We start from the raw sequence: 16,108 nt of genomic DNA, 5'->3' as shown, positions 1-16,108 counted from the left end.
TGGCCGCTCCCGAACGGGAGCGGCCACCCCACCCTCTGAACCAGAACAGGAGAGCAGACAGCACATGGGGAGCAAGGAACCCAAGCCGAAGAAGACCAGGGGTCAGGCCGGACAGGGGACGGTCTACTGGGACGAGGCCAAGGGGTGTTTCCGTGGGGAGATCTCCTTGGGCTACACGCCCTCGGGGAAGCGGCGCCGCCCGAAGGTGTACGGGCGCACCAAGACCGAAGTCCGGGAGAAGCTGCGGGAGCTGGTCAAGGAGGCCAAGTCCGGTGTGAAGCCGTCCGCGACGTACACGGTCACGGACGCCGTGACCGACTGGCTCAAGCGAGGGCTCAAGGGGTGCTCGAAAGCGACCCTGGACAAGTGCCGGAACCTCGCGAACAAGCACGTCATCCCCGAACTGGGCAGGGCCAAGCTCAAGGATCTGACCGCCGACGACGTGGACGACTGGCTCGACAGCAAGGCGGGAGAGCTTGCGACCCGCACGCTCCGGGAGCTCCACGCCGTGCTGCGGCGAGCGATCCAGTTCGCGCAGCGTCGGGACAAGGTGCTCCGGAACGTCGCTGAGCTGGTTGACACCCCGCAGGGGAAGGAGGGCCGCCCGAGCAAGGCGCTCACCCTCTCGCAGGCACGCGACGTGCTCAAGGCGGCTGAAGGAACCCGCCTGTTCGCCTACGTAGTGCTGTCGCTGATGGTCGGTGTCCGGACCGAGGAGGCCCGTGCGCTCCGCTGGGAGCACGTCCACCTGTCTCCGCTCGCTGGGGTCCCTCCCCATGTGGAGGTGTGGCGGTCCGTCCGTGAGCACGGCGACACGAAGACGAAGAAGAGCCGCCGCACGCTGGCCGTGCCAGAACCCGTCGTGGAAGCTCTCAGGGCACACCATGCCGCGCAGGAGGACGACAGGAAGGTCGCGGGTGGCGCGTGGCAGGACAACCGCCTCGTGTTCGCCACAGTGGTCGGAACCGAGTTGGACGCGGCCAATGTCCGGCGCGCCTTCCGCGCGATCGTCAAGGAGTCGGGGATCGGAGGTAGCTGGACACCGCGCGAGCTACGCCACAGCTTCGTGTCGCTCATGTCGGAGAAGGGCGTGCCCCTCGAAGCCATTGCGCGACTGGTGGGTCACAGCAGCACCGCGACCACGGAGATCGTGTACCGGAAGGAGCTCCGGCCGGTCATCACTGAGGGCGCGGAGGTGATGGGGGACCTCTTCAAGTAGGAGCTGACTGTGACTTGCATCACTAAATTTGCGGTTCATGGCAGATAGGCCGGTCGAGAATGGTGCGGGTCTTCGCAGGTCAACAAGTGGCCGCGCATTCACTTAGTCAGAGTCAATGCTGTCTTGACCAGGGGATTTGTAGCTACACAATATCCAGGTGCTCTGAGGACGAGTTAGATTTGTACATGCGGAAGCCCGCCTTCTTTGTGACCGCCGGACGCTAGCGACGACGGTCGCCATTTTCTATCGCAGATTGCGGATAGAGGGAAGGAGATCATGGAGCCAACGCGCAGGTACCGATACCGGTGGGAGCCAGGGCCCTGGCGCCTACTTGAAGTCCTGCTTCGTCTCTTGGTGGAGATCATTAAGAGCAGCTAGGTCGACCCCTTCCTAAAGGAAGAGGTCGACCGTCTGTCAGGTAGAGTCCCGGCTATTGCTTTAGTGGGCTGGTCGGGGCTCTATCTGGCCTTCTGAGTGAAACTGAGCTCTGCGGTCCAGGGCCACTCTATATACAGTTTAACCCGTTTTTCTGTTGAGGCGGACGCCTTCGACCTCTACATGCTTCATGGGATTATGGGATCTCTTCTGGCATGAGAAGTCATCGCGCCAAGCGCAGAGGGTTGTCCTGGCGCTCGTTGCTGACTGGAGCTAGTGCCACCCTGGGGGCGCTAGGCCCCCTATTTGGCCCCAACACGACGAAGGCCGGTCCCGTAGGACCGGCCTTCGTGCTGGTCGGGGTGGCGGGATTTGAACCCACGACCTCTTCGTCCCGAACGAAGCGCGCTGCCAAGCTGCGCTACACCCCGAAGCAACGTCCCCAAGTCTAGCGGACTCAGGGAGTGCTTGTGCACGTCAATTTCTTCGGGGCGGAATCAGCAGCTCAGGAGGGTGCGACCAGGTCCAGGAGCGAGGCCTCGGGGCGGCAGCAGAAGCGCACCGGGGCGTACGGGGACGTGCCCAGGCCGCCGGACACGTGCAGCCACGCGTCGCCGTACCCGTTGAGCCCCCAGGCCCGTTTGCGGTCGATCCCGCAGTTGGTGACCAGTGTCCCGTAGAACGGCAGGCACAGCTGGCCGCCGTGCGTGTGACCGGCCAGCAGGAGCTGGTAGCCGTCGGCCTCGAAGCGGTCCAGGTTGGCGGGCTCCGGCGAGTGCAGCACGCCCAGCCGGATGTCGGCTGCCGGGTCGGCCGGGCCGGCGACGTCCTCGTAGCGGTCCAGTTTGATGTGCGAGTCGTGCACACCGGCCAGGGCCACGTCCAGGCCGTTGGCCTTCAGTGCACCCTTGTGGTTGTTCAGGTCCAGCCAGCCCGAGGCCGACATCGACGCGCCCAGCTCACGCCAGGGAAGGTCCGGCACCCGGCGCTTGTTGTAGTCCGTCTTGCTGGTCCGCCACAGGTAGCGCGCCGGGTTCTTCAGCTGCGGGGAGAACAGATCGTTGGACCCGTACACGAACGCGCCCGGGCGGTCCAGGAGCGGACCCAGGGCGTCCATGAAGGGCCCGACCGCCTCCGGGTGCGCCAGCGAGTCGCCGGTGTTGATCACCAGGTCCGGCTCGTACTCCTCCAGCCCTCGGATCCAGTCGATGAGCATCTTCCGGCCGGGCGTCAGGTGCGCGTCGGACAGGTGCAGGATCCGCAGGCGCGGGCTCCCGGGGGGCAGCAGGGGGAGTTCGTACCGGCGCAGCCGGAACCAGTTTCGTTCGATGACCGAGGCGTACCCCAGCCCGGCCACACCGACCGCGCCGGTGATCGCGGCCGCGCGCCCGAGCCGGCGCAGGAGTGGTCTGTTGTCGGCGCTCATCCGGCCCTCCTTCGTCGTCGACTGATCGTCTCAGATGCCGGGGCCGCCCTGTACGCAAACCGTTGGGCCGGTCGGGGCGGGCAGCCGTAGGATCGAGCCATGTCCGAACTCAAAGCCCGCCTCAAGTCCGACCTCACCACCGCCATGAAGGCGAAGGACAAGGTCCGCACCGCCACCCTGCGCATGGTGCTCACCACCATCGCCACCGAGGAGTCCGCGGGCTCCTCCCAGCGGTCCCTCGACGACGACGAGGTCACCAAGCTCCTCATCCGTGAGGCCAAGAAGCGTCGCGAGGCCGCCGAGGCCTTCGACAAGGGCGACCGCCCCGAGGCCGCCGCCAACGAGCGGGCCGAGAGCGAGGTCCTTTCGGATTACCTGCCCAAGCCCCTCACCGACGACGAGCTCTCCCAGCTGGTGGCCACGGCGATTACCGAGACCGGCGCCTCCGGGATGAAGGAGATGGGCAAGGTCATGAAGGTCGTCAACGCCCGGGTCGCGGGCCGGGCCGACGGCGCCCGCGTGGCCGCCGAGGTCAAGGGCCAGCTGGCGTAGCTGTTCCCGGGGCTCTCAGGGATCTCCCGGGCTTTCCGGGTCCTCAGAGCCCGGCTTCTCCCGTGCGGCTCCCCCGACCAGGCCTTCCGGGCCCTCCCGAGGTGCCGTGGCAACGTGAAGGGGGCGGTGGTGACCAGGTCACCACCGCCCCCTTCCGTATGCTCTTCGGCGCTACCTCACCGGGCCCCGTCTCTCAGGGTTTCAGGGGATCAGTCCCCGTCGCCCCGGGTGATCGGGCCCGCCGGGGTCACCGGGTACCAGTCGCCGCCGGGAGCGTCGTCGGTGCTGGCCCGGCCGCCGCCGCTGCTCAGGAACACGTTGACCGTGGCCCCCTCGGGGAGCCGGGTGCCAGGGTTCGGGTTGACCGCGGCCACCGAACCCTCGGACTCCGCTGACCGGACGGTCGTTCCGGACACGTTCACCACGTAACCGGCGGCCTCCAGTGCGGACACGGCGTCCGACTCACTCATACCCACGACGTTCGGCACACCGCCGTCGTCACTGGCGGGGCTGGCCTCGTCCTCGTCGTCATCATCGTCGTCGTTGCGGGGCGGGGCGGGCTCGGAGGTCGAGCCGAACTTGCCGGGCGCGGACGCCAGCTGCTCGGTTGCCAGGCCCTCATGGGCGCCGCGCATGGTCTCCTGCCAGATCGGGCCGGGGATCGTCGCCCCGTACACGACCCCGAAGTAGCGGTCGCCGATCTGGACGTTGCGCAGCGGGTGCTGCTGGGGGCCGCGGGGATCCCCGACGAACACGCTGCTGGCCATCTGCGGGGTGAACCCGGCGAACCATGCCGCCGCGGAACCGTCGGTGGTGCCGGTCTTGCCCGCGGCCGGACGGCCGATGCCCAGGCTGGAGGAGGTGCCGCCGTTGAAGGTCTGCGCCAGCAGGTAGCTGGTGCCGTCGGCGACGTCCTCGTCGATCACGCGCTCGCACTGCGGCTCGATGTCGATGGTGGTGCCCGCCTGGCGGTCCTCGATCTGGGTGATGGCCTGCGGCTCGCAGTACACGCCGCCGGAGGCGAAGGTCGCGTAGGCGTTGGCCACCCGCATCGGGGAGACCTCCTCGCTGCCGAGGGTGAAGCTGTTGTTGGCGAGGGAGTTGTCGTTCTCGGTGAACACGGTGCCGTCGGCGCGCTGCAGTCCGAGCTTCTCGGCCATCTCCATCGTGTTGCACAGTCCGGCGCGGGCCTGGAGCTGGGCGAAGTAGGTGTTGGAGGAGGACTTGGTGCCGGACACCATGTTGTGGTTGCCGGCGTTGCTGTCACCGGCGTTGCTCAGCTGCCACGGCTCCAGCCGCCCGCCCTTGCAGGAGACCTGTCCGGTCACCGTGGTGGAGCTCGGCGAGTTGAACGAGGTGCCGAAGGGCATGCCCTGGTTCAGCGCCGCGGCGAGGGTGATCGCCTTGAAGGTCGACCCGGCCTGGAAGCCGTTGCTGCCGCCGCGGTCGGCGTCGGTCACGAAGTTGATGGAGGTCTCGCCGAGCTTGCTCTCGTCGGGCCCGTAGTTGCGGCTCTGCATCATGCCGAGGATGTGGCCGGTGCCCGGCTCGATGACCGCCTGCGCGGCCACCTTGCGGGAGTCGTTCTTACGGGGCACCCACTTGTCCACGGCCTTCTGACCCGCCTCCTGCGTCTGCGGGTCCAGGGTGGTGTGGATCTCCAGGCCCGCCGTGCGCAGCCAGCGCGCCCGTTCGGTCTCGTTGGGGCCGAAGCGCTCGTCCTGCTCGATCTCCTGCACCACGTAGTCGCAGAAGAAGGGCTGGTCGCTGGGGACGCACCCGTTGGGCGGGGTGTCCAGGTCCAGCTCCATCTCCTCGGCCTTGGCCTCCTCGGCCTCCGCCTCGGTGATGGCCTCGGTGGCGACCATGCGGTCCAGGACGACGTTGCGTCGTTCGGTGGTCTGCTCGGGGAAGAAACGCGGGTTGTACAGGTACGGGTAGCGGACCAGGCCGGCGATGGTCGCGGCCTGGTGCAGCTCCAGCTCGCTCGCGGGCACCTGGAAGAAGTGCTGCGCGGCGGACTCGACGCCGTAGGCGCCGTCACTGAAGTAGGCGATGTTGAGGTAGCCCTCGAGGATCTCGTCCTTGGACATCCGCTGTTCCAGGGCGACCGCGTAGCGCAGCTCCCGGATCTTGCGGGCAATCGTCTCCTCGCGGGCCTCGTCCAGTTCCTCCTGCGAGGTGGCGGCCTCGATCTGGACGTTCTTCACGTACTGCTGGGTGATGGAGGAGGCCCCCTCGGTGTTGCCGCCCGCGGTTCGGATGGCGGCGCGCAGCGTGCCGGACACGTCCAGGCCGCTGTGCTCGTAGAAGCGGGAGTCCTCGACCGCCAGGATCGCGTCGACCATCACCGGGGAGATGTCGTCGATGTCGACGAGCTCGCGGTTCTGGTCGAAGATCTCGGCGATCACGCCGCCTTCGCTGTCATAGATGGTGGACCGCTGCGGGGGCGGCGGTGTCTCCAGTTGACTGGGCATGTCCAGGAAGCCGCTGGCGACGTTGCGGGCGGTGATCCCCATGCCGCCGACTGCCGGGAGGGCGAGCGCGGCGACGAGGAGACCGGCGATCACGCCGACGACCACCAGCTGGCTGATTCTTTGAAGCAATGTCCCCTGACCCACCCCATCAGACTAAGTGACCACGAACGCTCAAAAGCGGTGCGATCGGTAACGGACGGTGCGCTTTGGCGCTGAATCGCCCATGCCGACGCACGAGCCGTGCCCCCGGACCATCTTTCCACGGTTAACGCTGACCGGCCTCTGTCCGGTTCGTCCGACCTGTGCCCCTTCCCCTACTCGGGGAGGGGAGGGCCGGTCGCGCAATGGCCCGCTCGGGCCATATCCATGAGACGGAAAGTGGGTCGAGTGGGTTCTGTTGGCGCGGCGATCCGAACCGTACTTTCGAGATACGGGGGTGTCGTGACAACACGTGCACGTAGCACCCCACGCGGTAGCGGGAGGCCACCGTGTTCACCTCCACTCAACCAGAGCACAACAACCACCTGGGACCGCGAGCGCAACCATACGTCTGGGAAGTGGGCCACATGTGGACCAACCAGTGGACGACGAAGGCACTGTGCCGACAAATCGATCCCGACGCACTGTTCGTTCAGGGGGCCGCGCAGAACCGGGCCAAGCTCTTCTGCCAGGGCTGTCCCGTACGCACGGAGTGCCTGGCGGACGCGCTGGACCACCGGGTCGAGTTCGGGGTCTGGGGCGGCATGACCGAACGTGAGCGTCGCTCCCTGCTGCGCAAGCACCCGGAGGTCACCGACTGGGGGCCCCTGCTGGAAGGGGCACGGGGGCAGGGCGCGGACGACCTGTCCCGGTTCGTGCGGGTTCTGGGGGAGGCACTCGCCTGAGCCCGGCGGGACTCAGCGGGTGTCCGGGGTTTCCTCCGCGGTCTCCTCCGGTCCCTCCACCGCATCCTCCGGCTCCCCGGCGAGTGCGGATCCCACCCCGCGCAACCCAGCCAGGTCGTGCACGTCCTCGGGCCGCGCCGAGACCTCGGTCACCCGGACCCCTCGGTGCGCGGACAGCAACCGGGACCGCAGCCGTGCCTCGCGTTCGTGTGTGCGCACCCGCTCCGCGTGCAGCCGCAGCGCCGCCTCCGCCAACGGGTGGGTGCCCGCCTCCGCGAGGGCCTTCGCCGCGGCCGACGCCTCGACCGCGCCCAGACGTCCCCCGGGGCCGGTCGGCAGCGGGTGCGTCCGGTTGATCACCAGCCCGGCCAGCGGCATGGAATCCTTCGCCAGCCGGTCCATGAAATAGGAGGCCTCGCGCATCGCGTCCGTGTCCGGGATCGCCACCACCACGAACGCCGTCCCGGGCGTCTGGAGCAGCCGGTAGGTGCGCTCGGCGCGCTCCTGGAAACCGCCGAACACCGTGTCGAAGGCCGAGACGAAGGCGCGTAGGTCGGTCAGGAACTGGGTGCCGACGATCTTGCCCACCACCGAGCTCACCACGTTGAACCCGGCCCCCAACAGCCGGAACGCTCCGGTGGCGGGGGTGCTCAGGAAGCGGATGAGCTTGCCGTCCAGGAACCGGCCGAGCCGCTTGGGGGCGTCGAGGAAGTCCAGCGCTGATCGGCTGGGCGGGGTGTCCACCACGATCAGGTCCCACTCGCCGGACTGGCGCAGCTGTCCCAGCTTCTCCATCGCCATGTACTCCTGCGTGCCGGAGAAGCTCGTGGAGAGGGTCTGGTAGAAGGGGTTGGCCAGGATCTGGCGGGCCCGCTCGGGGTCGGCGTGCTCCCTGACCACCTCGTCGAAGGTCCGCTTCATGTCGAGCATCATGGCGTGCAGGCTGCCCTCGCCCGGCTCGCCCGTCCCGGGCAGCGGTACCGGGCGTGGGGTGTTGTCCAGCTCCGCCAGCCCCATCGACTGCGCCAGCCGCCGGGCCGGGTCCACGGTGATCACCACGGTCCGCCTGCCGCGTTCGGCGGCCCGCAGACCCAGCGCCGCGGCGGTGGTGGTTTTGCCGACCCCGCCCGCCCCGCAGCACACGACGATCCGGGTCCGCGGGTCGTCCAGGAGCGCGTCCACGTCCAGACGGTCGCCTTCTCCCGCGTCCGGGTCCAGACGGTTACCCTCCCCCGCGTCGACGTCCTGCCGGTTGCTCGTCTGCTCGGTCACCGTCCCACCCCCTGCTCGGTCAGCCGCCGTGCCAGGTCGGCCAGCGCGGCGCGGTCCACCCCGCCCTCCAGTCGGGGCAGCTCCACCAGCGGTCGGCCCAGCGCTTCGAGCTCACCCCGGACCCGCTCCTCCAGGCGATGGCGCAGGGCGTAGGCCCGCACCTCCCCGGCCAGGTCCGCGACCAGCTCCTCGTGGTGTTCCAACAAGGCGGGGTCCAACCGCGCGGCCTTCAGCCCTGAGGCGAGCTCGGCGGTGTCCAGGTCCGCGGCGGCCGCGGCGGCCAGGTCGGTCTCGTCGAGCAGCGGCGCGGCGACCATGTTCACCACGACCGCGCCCAGGTTGAGGCCCAGTTCCCCGATCTCGGCGATCCCGTCCCGGGTCTCCTGGGCGGGCATCTCCTCCAGCGCCGTCACGAAGTGCACCCGGGTCTGCGCGGAGCGGATGACCTCCATGACCCGGTCGGCGTGGTTGCGGATCGGGCCGACCTTCGCCAGCCCGGCCACCTCGGAGTTGACGTTCAGGAACCGCCCGATCCGCCCGGTGGGCGGGGCGTCCATCACCACGGCGTCGTAGTGGAAGGGCGCGTCGGAACGGGTGTCCGTGGCGCGGCGCCGCGCTCCCGCGCGCCGCCGGACCGCCTCGGTCGCCTTGCCGGTGAGCAGGACGTCCCGCAGCCCGGGGGCGATCGTGGTGGCGAAGTCCACGGCGCCCAGCTTGGTGAGCGCCTGACCGGCCCGCCGCATCCCGTAGAACATCTCGAGGTATTCCAGCAGGGCCGCCTCGGCGTCCGCCGCCAGCACGTGCACGGAACCGCCGTTCGGCGCGGAGATCATCTCGCGTTCCTCGTAGGGCAGCGAGGGGCTGCCGAGCAGGGTGGCCACCCCCTGGCGGCCCTCCACCTCGACCAGGAGCACTCGCCCGCCCCGGGACGCCAGGGACAGTGCCAGCGCCGTGGCGGCCGTCGTCTTCCCCGTACCGCCCTTGCCCGTCACGATGTGCAGCCGGGCACCGGCGAACGCCGCCGCTGGATCGCCTTCCCGCGGTCCCTGTTCACGATCGTTCACCCCACGAAGTCTATGCGCGGGCCCTCGTCGGGGGTGGCCGCGGGCAGGGCGCGCCCTGCCCGCGGCCGTACCGGAGACGTACCGAAGGCGTAGGGCGCGTGCGGCGCGCCCTACCCGAGACCCGTCGGAAGTGCGCTGTGAAGTCGGCTCCCGGCCCAGGCGTGACCCGGTACGCCTGGCCTGCCGGGTGTGTGCGGGTGAGTAAGGTGAGCGGCGTTGAGGTGCGGTCCCACGGGCCGCCGGTGACCGAGAGGGGTAGACGATGACCAAGTGGGAGTACCAGAGCGTGGCTCTGCTGTCGCACGCCACCAAGCAGATCCTGGACAACTGGGGCGAGGACGGCTGGGAGCTCGTCTCCGTCGTGCCCGCGCCGCTGCCCGAGGGCACCGACCCGCGCAACCAGCAGTACGTGGCCTACATGAAGCGGGCCAAGTAGATGGCGACCCCCGAGGAGCGCATCGCCGAGCTGGGGCTGACCCTGCCCGAGGTGGTTCCCCCGGTCGCTGCCTACCAGCCGGCCGTCCGCAGCGGTGACCACGTCTATGTCTCCGGCCAGCTGCCGTTCGTCGACGGCAAGCTGCCCGCGACCGGCAAGGTCGGCGCCGAGGTCGACGCCGATACCGCCAAGGATCTGGCCGCCCTGTGCGCGCTGAACGCCATCGCCGCGGTGCGCGCCGAGGTCGGCGAGCTGGCCCACGTGGTGCGGATCGTCAAGGTGGGCGGCTTCGTCGCCAGCACCCCCGACTTCACCGGTCAGCCCGGTGTGATCAACGGGGCCAGCGAGCTGCTCGGCAGCGTGTTCGGCGAGGCCGGGGTGCACGCCCGCGCCGCCGTCGGTGTCGCGGCCCTGCCGTTGGACGCCCCGGTCGAGGTTGACATGATCGTCGAGGTCCGCTGACCGGACCCGAGGACCTCCCGGGCCACAGCGCGGCTTTCGTGAACGACAGGAGTACGTCGATGACCGAGAACGACGGTGTGGCCCGGAAGGACAGTGTGGTCCGGCCCCGTCCCGCCGCCACCGTGATGTTGTTGCGTCCGGCGGCGGACACCTCGACGGCCGCGGACGCCGAAGGCGCCGCGGACACGGCCGGTGCCGTCACGGAGACCGTCACGGGCGCCCGGGCGGAGCGCCCCATGGAGGTCCTGCTCATGCGCAGGGTCCCCTCCATGGGCTTCGCCCCGGGCGCCTTCGTCTTCCCCGGCGGCCGGGTGGACGAACGCGACGCCGACGGCGACCTCCCGTGGACCGGCCCCAAGCCCGAGGAGTGGGCCGAGGTCCTGGGCACCGACGTGCCGATGGCCCGGGCCCTGGTGTGCGCCGCCGTCCGGGAGACCTTCGAGGAGACCGGCGTCCTGCTGGCCAGCGAACCGGAGCGGGCGGGGGAGGAGGCCATCACCCTCGATACCGCCACCGACGACTGGGAACGGGACCGGCTCGGCCTCATCGACCACACCCACTCCTTCACCGAGGTGCTGAACCGGCGCGGGCTCGTGCTGCGTTCGGAGTGGCTGCGCGCGTGGTCCCGGTGGATCACCCCCAAGAACCAGCCGCGCCGCTTCGACACCTGGTTCTTCACCGCCGAACTCCCGCCCGGGCAGGCCCCGCGCGATGTCGGCGGGGAGGCCGACCTCACGCAGTGGACGGATCCGTCCGTGGTCGCCGCCGAGTGGGAGGCGGGGCGGATGCCGATGCTGCCGCCGACCGTCATTGCCTGCGCTGAGCTGGCGGAGCGGAGGACCCTCCGAGGTGTGAGGGAAGCTCTACGGGATATCGTTCCCATCGAACCGGACGTTCGGGAAATCGACGGTCAGATCCGTGTCGTTGCCCCGGACGGCAGCGACTTCCCCCTACCGAAGCCCAACGCGAATCCGTGAGTGTCCGCACCCGTTGGTGTGGAGTGCTCTGTCGCGGAAAGGTTTCCCAGCATGTCCTCTTGGCCGTCCTTCAGACCAGTCCGGTTTCGGCGAGCGAAGCGAGGTGCGATGAGGATCGACGGTTCCGGGACACTGCGCGCCGGCTGCGTACTGTGCCCTAACCCAGGCCCGATGACGTTGGAGGGAACCAACACCTGGATCCTGCGGGAACCGGGTGCGCGCGGGGTCGTGGTGGTCGACCCCGGGCCGCACGACGAACGGCACCTGGAACGGGTGGCGCGGACCGTGCAGGAGCAGGGCGCCCAGGTCCTGATGACGCTGGTGACCCACCGGCACTTCGACCACGGCGAGGGCTCTCGGTATTTCTCGGAGCTGACCGGCGCCCCGGTGCACGCGGTCGACCCGCAGATGCGGGTGAGCGGTTCGGGACTGGAGGACGACCAGCTGATCCGCGCGGACGGTCTGGAGCTGCGGGTCCTCGCGACCCCCGGCCACACGGACGACTCGATCTGCCTGTTCTTGGAGGCCGACAGCGCCATCCTGACCGGCGACACGATCCTGGGCCACGGCACCACGGTGATCGACGGTGACGACGGCCTGGCCCCCTACATGGACTCGCTGTACCGGCTCCGGGACCTCACCAGGGAACACCAGGTGCGGACCCTGCTGCCGGGCCACGGCCCGATCCTGACGTCGCCGCTGGCGGCGCTGAACTCCTACATCGACCACCGCGAGGCGCGCCTGGCGCAGGTCCGCGACGCGGTGGAGGCCGGCGCGACCAGGGTGGACGAGGTCATCGACCGGGTCTACCCGGACGTCGTGGAGAGCGTCCGTCCGGCGGCCGCCTCCTCGGTCCGGGCGCAGCTGCGCTACCTGGCGACCAAGGGGGAACTCCCCGAGGGCGTCGAGAACTGACGCGAGACACGAAGAAGTAAGACGTGAACCGGCGGGCCTGCCGGCCAGAGCAGGCCCTACACGGCCCTGGATGCCCCCTGACAGCGCTGCGGCCGTCACCCCGAAGGGCGACGGCCGCACAGCGTCTTGGGTTCCGCTGAGGCGTTCTGGCGTGTGCCAGAGCCGATCAGAGCCAGCCGGAGCCCGCTGGAATCCGTTAGCGGGCGCGGCGGCGCATGCGCTCGACGTCCAGCAGCACCACGGCCTTGGCCTCGATCCGCAGCCAGCCGCGCAGGGCGAACTCGGCGAGGGCCTTGTTGACCGTCTCACGGGAGGCGCCCACCAGCTGGGCCAGCTCCTCCTGGGTGAGGTCGTGGTGCACGTGCAGGCCGTCGTCGCCCTCCTTGCCGAACTTGTCGGCGAGCTCGAGCAGGGCCTTGGCCACACGGCCGGGCACGTCGGTGAAGACCAGGTCGGCCATCACGTCGTTGGTCCGGCGCAGACGAGCGGCCAGCGACTTCAGCAGTTGCAGACCCACCTGGGGGCGGCTGGACAGGAACGGCCGCAGGTCGTCGTGGCCGAGCCCGGCAAGCACGGAATCGGTGACGGCCACGGCGCTCGCGGTGCGCGGGCGCGGGTCGAACAGGGACAGTTCACCGAACATCTCGCTGGGGCCGAGCACACCCAGCAGATTCTCGCGGCCGTCGACGGCCGTGCGGGTCAGCTTCACCTTCCCGCTGAGGATGACGTACAGGCGGTCACCCTCGTCACCTTCGTTGAACAGGGTCTGACCGCGACCGAGGCGCACCTCGTTCACCGAGGAGCGGAGCGCGGCAGTGTCCTCCTCGTCCAACGGCTCGAACAGAGGGGCCTTCCGGAGCACCTCGTTGATCTCGTCCACACGTCCTCCTAAAACCTGACCGTCAACAGTGTGACGTATATCGCAACCGGGTGTGAAACCAGGTCGTTACCTCGGCTTGTCCGCCGGGAGACAACGTGCCCACAACAGCCGACGTCAGCCCATGCGATCCTAGTCGTAATCGGTCTGTGTCAGGGCTTGTCCGCGCCGTGTGACCGGACATTGGTTACATAATCTCGGTCACCAGGCGAAACGACGGCGCGCCGCCGAATTCCGACGACCCGGGTGTGCCCCCGCACCCTGACGCCTACCCTGTGACGATGCCTCGTGACACCCCAGAGCCCGGTGACTCCGCGCCCCGTGACACCGCGACATCCGATGCGGCCGTGCCCGCGGAGAAGACCACGCCCACCGGCGAGAGCCGACTCGCGCTGGTCCGACGCGCCCGGAAGATGTACCGGGAGCTCTCGGAGCTGTATCCGGACGCCCATGCCGAACTGAACTTCACCACCCCGCTGGAGCTCCTGGTCGCGACGATCCTGTCCGCGCAGTGCACGGACAAGCGGGTTAACCAGGTCACTCCGGCGCTCTTCGCGCGCTATCCCGACGCCGAGGCCTACGCCTCGGCCAGGCGCGAGGATCTGGAGGAGATGATTCGTTCGACGGGGTTCTTCCGGGCCAAGGCCAACAGCCTGCTGGGGCTTGGTCAGGCCCTGTGCGAACGACACGGTGGCGAGGTTCCTGGAAACCTCGCCGACCTGGTCAAACTACCCGGTGTAGGACGAAAGACCGCAAACGTACTGCTCGGTAACGCCTTTGATGTGCCAGGGATCACCGTGGACACCCACTTCGGGCGTCTCGTCCGCCGTTTCGGGTGGACCGACGAGCAGGATCCGGTCAAGGTCGAGCACGCGATCGGCGAGCTCTTCCCGCCCAAGGACTGGACGATGTTGTCCCACCGCGTGGTGTGGCACGGCCGCCGCGTCTGCCACGCCCGCAGGCCCGCCTGCGGCGCCTGCGTCCTGGCCCACTGGTGCCCCTCCTTCGGCGAGGGCCCCACGGACGAGACCACCGCCACGAAGCTCCTCCGCATGCGCTCGTTCGCCTGACCCGGACGCACTTCGCGCTCGTGTCCTGGCCAGGGGACCGGTCGCCTCCTGTCCGGGATCTGCCCTGTCCCCCTGGCCTGCCCTCAGCCCCGTCCTCGGCCCGGGCTCACCGCGGGCGGGTTCAGGGGGCGGCAGTTTGTACCCTGATCACGTGAGAGCGCACACATCGGCCCCCCTGCGAACTCACCCGTACACCCGTCGGCGCGACAACCCCCGGAACAGGTTCTGCGTATGAACTCGACCCCGCTCTGGCTGTCCGCGCTCGCGGACGCCGCTCAGGTGATGCCGGTACCCCCTCCGATGCGCCCGCCCGCACAGGGAGGCCGTGAGTCGGCCGTACTCATCCTCTTCGGCGAGACCGAGCGGGGCCCCGACCTGTTGCTCATCCAGCGCAACGACGGACTGCGCCGCCACGCGGGCCAGCCCGCCTTCCCCGGCGGGCGGATCGAGCTCACTGACCCCTCCCCGGAGGCCGCCGCGCTGCGCGAGGCCGAGGAAGAGACCGGCGCCGTCCCCACCGGGATCGACGTGGTCGGCCGCCTGCCCGAGCTCTACCTGAGCTTCAGCGACTTCCGGGTCGCCCCCATCCTCGGCTGGTGGCGCGAGCCCTCCGAGGTGCGGGCCGCCGACACCGGTGAGGTCGCCGCGGTCTCCCGGGTGCCCGTCGCCGACCTGGCCGACCCGGCCAACCGGGTCAAGGTCCGCTACGGGGGCGGCCCGATGTGGGGACCGGGCTTCCGGGTCGACAACATGCTCGTGTGGGGCTTCACGGGCGCGATCATCGACAGCCTGCTCACTCTCGGGGGATGGGAACTTCCCTGGCGTGACGCGGCTCTAACAGACGTGTTCGAAGCCACCCCGCAGGGCCTCCGTCCGGTCGGGTAACGCTCACTTCTTGGAGGGCATCCGTGCTCGACGCGGTTTTGGTCGTCCTGTTGCTGCTGTTCGCGGTGACCGGCTACCGGCAGGGTTTCATCGTCGGCGTGTTCAGCTTCGTCGGCTTCATCGGAGGAGGGATCCTCGCGGCGGTCACCGCGCCGGGACTCATTCAGGAGTGGGTGGCCGACCCGGGGCGCCAGGCACTGCTGGCCATCGCCGTGGTGTTCCTGTCCGCCGCGCTGGGCCAGTTCATCTCCTCCTACCTGGGCACGCTGGTCCGCAACAGGGTCACCTGGGACTCGGCTCGGGTCGTGGACGCGCTGGGCGGGGCCGTGGTCAGCGGGCTCTCGGTGCTCCTGGTGGCCTGGTTCATCGGCAGTACGGTGGCTAACTCGGCCCTGCCGTACGTTTCCAACCAGGTCAAGGACTCGCGGATCCTCCAGTCGGTGGATTCGCTGATGCCGCCCGCCGCCCATCAGGGTTTCTCGACCTTCCGCCGGGTCGTGGACCAGAGCGCGTTCCCGCAGGTGTTCAGCGGTCTGGGCACCGGTGAACTGGCCGAGGTGGAGCCGCCCGACCCGGACGTGCTCACCACCCCCGAGCTCATCGAGTCCAGCCGCAGCGTGGTCAAGGTCCTGGGCACCGCGCCCAGCTGCCAGCGGCGGGTCGAGGGCACCGGCTTCGCCTACGGCGATGACCGCATCATGACCAACGCCCACGTGGTCGCCGGGGTCACCGAGGACCTGCGCGTGGTCACCAGGGACGGGTACCAGCTGGAGGCCACCCTGGTGCTGTTCGACGCCCAGCAGGACCTGGCCGTACTGCACGTGCCGGGGATGGAGCTGTCGCCGCTGGAGTTCAACGGTGAGGCCGCCCAGGGCGATGACGCGGTCGTGGCGGGTTTCCCGCGCAACAGCGGCTTCACCGCCGTTCCCGCTCGGATCCGTGCCAAGCAGACCGCGCAGGGCTCGGACTTCTACCACTCGCAGCAGGTGAGCCGGGAGATCTACCAGGTCCGCGCCGTGGTGCGCCCGGGCAACTCCGGCGGCCCGCTGCTGGCCCCGGACGGCACGGTGTACGGCGTCGTGTTCGCCGCGGCCACCAACGAGGACGAGACCGGTTACGTGCTGACCGCGGACGAGGTCGCCGAGAACGCCGAGGCAGGTCTGACGGCCACCTCGGAGGTCTCCTCCCAGACCTGCGACTGAGCCGGGCCCCGGGGC

The 16,108-nt window shown here is 69.4% G+C and carries 15 protein-coding genes and 1 tRNA gene; 10 read left to right on the top strand and 6 right to left on the bottom strand.

Features of this window, described 5'->3' with window-relative positions:
• The first annotated feature begins 64 nt into the window (after positions 1-64).
• Positions 65-1,219, top strand: coding sequence for a site-specific integrase (locus tag D457_RS0127375; RefSeq protein ID WP_017583872.1), 1,155 nt, complete (start codon positions 65-67; stop codon positions 1,217-1,219).
• 729 nt (positions 1,220-1,948) lie between these two features.
• Here the strand turns inward: D457_RS0127375 and D457_RS0127370 are convergent.
• Positions 1,949-2,025 (bottom strand) — tRNA-Pro (locus tag D457_RS0127370).
• Between the two features lie 74 nt (positions 2,026-2,099).
• The gene (locus D457_RS0127365; protein WP_017583871.1) at positions 2,100-3,020 is read right to left on the bottom strand and encodes a metallophosphoesterase; all 921 of its coding nucleotides are present in this window, start codon (positions 3,018-3,020) and stop codon (positions 2,100-2,102) included.
• A 99-nt stretch (positions 3,021-3,119) separates the two neighbouring features.
• Here D457_RS0127365 and D457_RS0127360 point away from each other — a divergent pair, with 99 nt between their 5' ends.
• Positions 3,120-3,572 (top strand): GatB/YqeY domain-containing protein, encoded by a 453-nt coding sequence (locus tag D457_RS0127360; RefSeq protein ID WP_017583870.1) that lies wholly within the window; start codon positions 3,120-3,122, stop codon positions 3,570-3,572.
• Between the two features lie 209 nt (positions 3,573-3,781).
• On the opposite strand, the gene D457_RS0127355 is transcribed toward D457_RS0127360, so the two are convergent.
• Complete coding sequence (locus D457_RS0127355; RefSeq protein WP_026117085.1) at positions 3,782-6,178, bottom strand: penicillin-binding protein; 2,397 nt, start codon at positions 6,176-6,178, stop codon at positions 3,782-3,784.
• Positions 6,179-6,615: 437 nt separating this feature from the next.
• Between D457_RS0127355 and D457_RS0127350 the strand changes: the two genes are divergently transcribed.
• On the top strand, positions 6,616-6,933 hold the full coding sequence (locus tag D457_RS0127350) for a WhiB family transcriptional regulator (RefSeq protein WP_017583868.1): 318 nt from the start codon (positions 6,616-6,618) through the stop codon (positions 6,931-6,933).
• Between the two features lie 12 nt (positions 6,934-6,945).
• Here D457_RS0127350 and D457_RS33565 read toward each other — a convergent pair whose 3' ends face one another.
• Complete coding sequence (locus D457_RS33565) at positions 6,946-8,151, bottom strand: ArsA family ATPase (RefSeq protein WP_051073050.1); 1,206 nt, start codon at positions 8,149-8,151, stop codon at positions 6,946-6,948.
• A 50-nt stretch (positions 8,152-8,201) separates the two neighbouring features.
• Complete coding sequence (locus D457_RS0127340; protein WP_017583866.1) at positions 8,202-9,269, bottom strand: ArsA-related P-loop ATPase; 1,068 nt, start codon at positions 9,267-9,269, stop codon at positions 8,202-8,204.
• A 262-nt stretch (positions 9,270-9,531) separates the two neighbouring features.
• Here D457_RS0127340 and D457_RS35120 point away from each other — a divergent pair, with 262 nt between their 5' ends.
• From D457_RS35120 to D457_RS0127320, 4 genes are all read left to right on the top strand, one after another.
• The gene (locus D457_RS35120; RefSeq protein WP_017546677.1) at positions 9,532-9,705 is read left to right on the top strand and encodes a DUF4177 domain-containing protein; all 174 of its coding nucleotides are present in this window, start codon (positions 9,532-9,534) and stop codon (positions 9,703-9,705) included.
• Positions 9,706-10,167, top strand: coding sequence for a RidA family protein (locus tag D457_RS0127330; protein ID WP_017583865.1), 462 nt, complete (start codon positions 9,706-9,708; stop codon positions 10,165-10,167).
• Between the two features lie 59 nt (positions 10,168-10,226).
• Complete coding sequence (locus D457_RS0127325) at positions 10,227-11,144, top strand: NUDIX hydrolase (RefSeq protein WP_017583864.1); 918 nt, start codon at positions 10,227-10,229, stop codon at positions 11,142-11,144.
• Between the two features lie 108 nt (positions 11,145-11,252).
• Positions 11,253-12,059, top strand: a complete 807-nt coding sequence (locus D457_RS0127320; RefSeq protein WP_026117084.1) for an MBL fold metallo-hydrolase — start codon at positions 11,253-11,255, stop codon at positions 12,057-12,059.
• Between the two features lie 196 nt (positions 12,060-12,255).
• Here D457_RS0127320 and D457_RS0127315 read toward each other — a convergent pair whose 3' ends face one another.
• Complete coding sequence (locus tag D457_RS0127315) at positions 12,256-12,939, bottom strand: Crp/Fnr family transcriptional regulator (protein ID WP_017583862.1); 684 nt, start codon at positions 12,937-12,939, stop codon at positions 12,256-12,258.
• A gap of 278 nt (positions 12,940-13,217) precedes the next feature.
• Here D457_RS0127315 and nth point away from each other — a divergent pair, with 278 nt between their 5' ends.
• From nth to D457_RS0127300, 3 genes are all read left to right on the top strand, one after another.
• Complete coding sequence (gene nth, locus D457_RS0127310; RefSeq protein WP_394297051.1) at positions 13,218-14,006, top strand: endonuclease III; 789 nt, start codon at positions 13,218-13,220, stop codon at positions 14,004-14,006.
• Positions 14,007-14,237: 231 nt separating this feature from the next.
• On the top strand, positions 14,238-14,891 hold the full coding sequence (locus tag D457_RS0127305) for an NUDIX hydrolase (protein WP_017583860.1): 654 nt from the start codon (positions 14,238-14,240) through the stop codon (positions 14,889-14,891).
• Positions 14,892-14,914: 23 nt separating this feature from the next.
• Positions 14,915-16,093: a MarP family serine protease gene (locus D457_RS0127300; protein ID WP_017583859.1), complete on the top strand. Its 1,179-nt coding sequence runs from the start codon at positions 14,915-14,917 to the stop codon at positions 16,091-16,093.
• The last annotated feature ends 15 nt before the right edge of the window (positions 16,094-16,108 follow it).

Source organism: Nocardiopsis valliformis DSM 45023 (genome assembly GCF_000340985.1).
GTDB lineage: Bacteria > Actinomycetota > Actinomycetes > Streptosporangiales > Streptosporangiaceae > Nocardiopsis > Nocardiopsis exhalans.
Note: the sequence above shows the minus strand (reverse complement) of the source record. Positions and strands in the feature narration are given on the sequence as shown.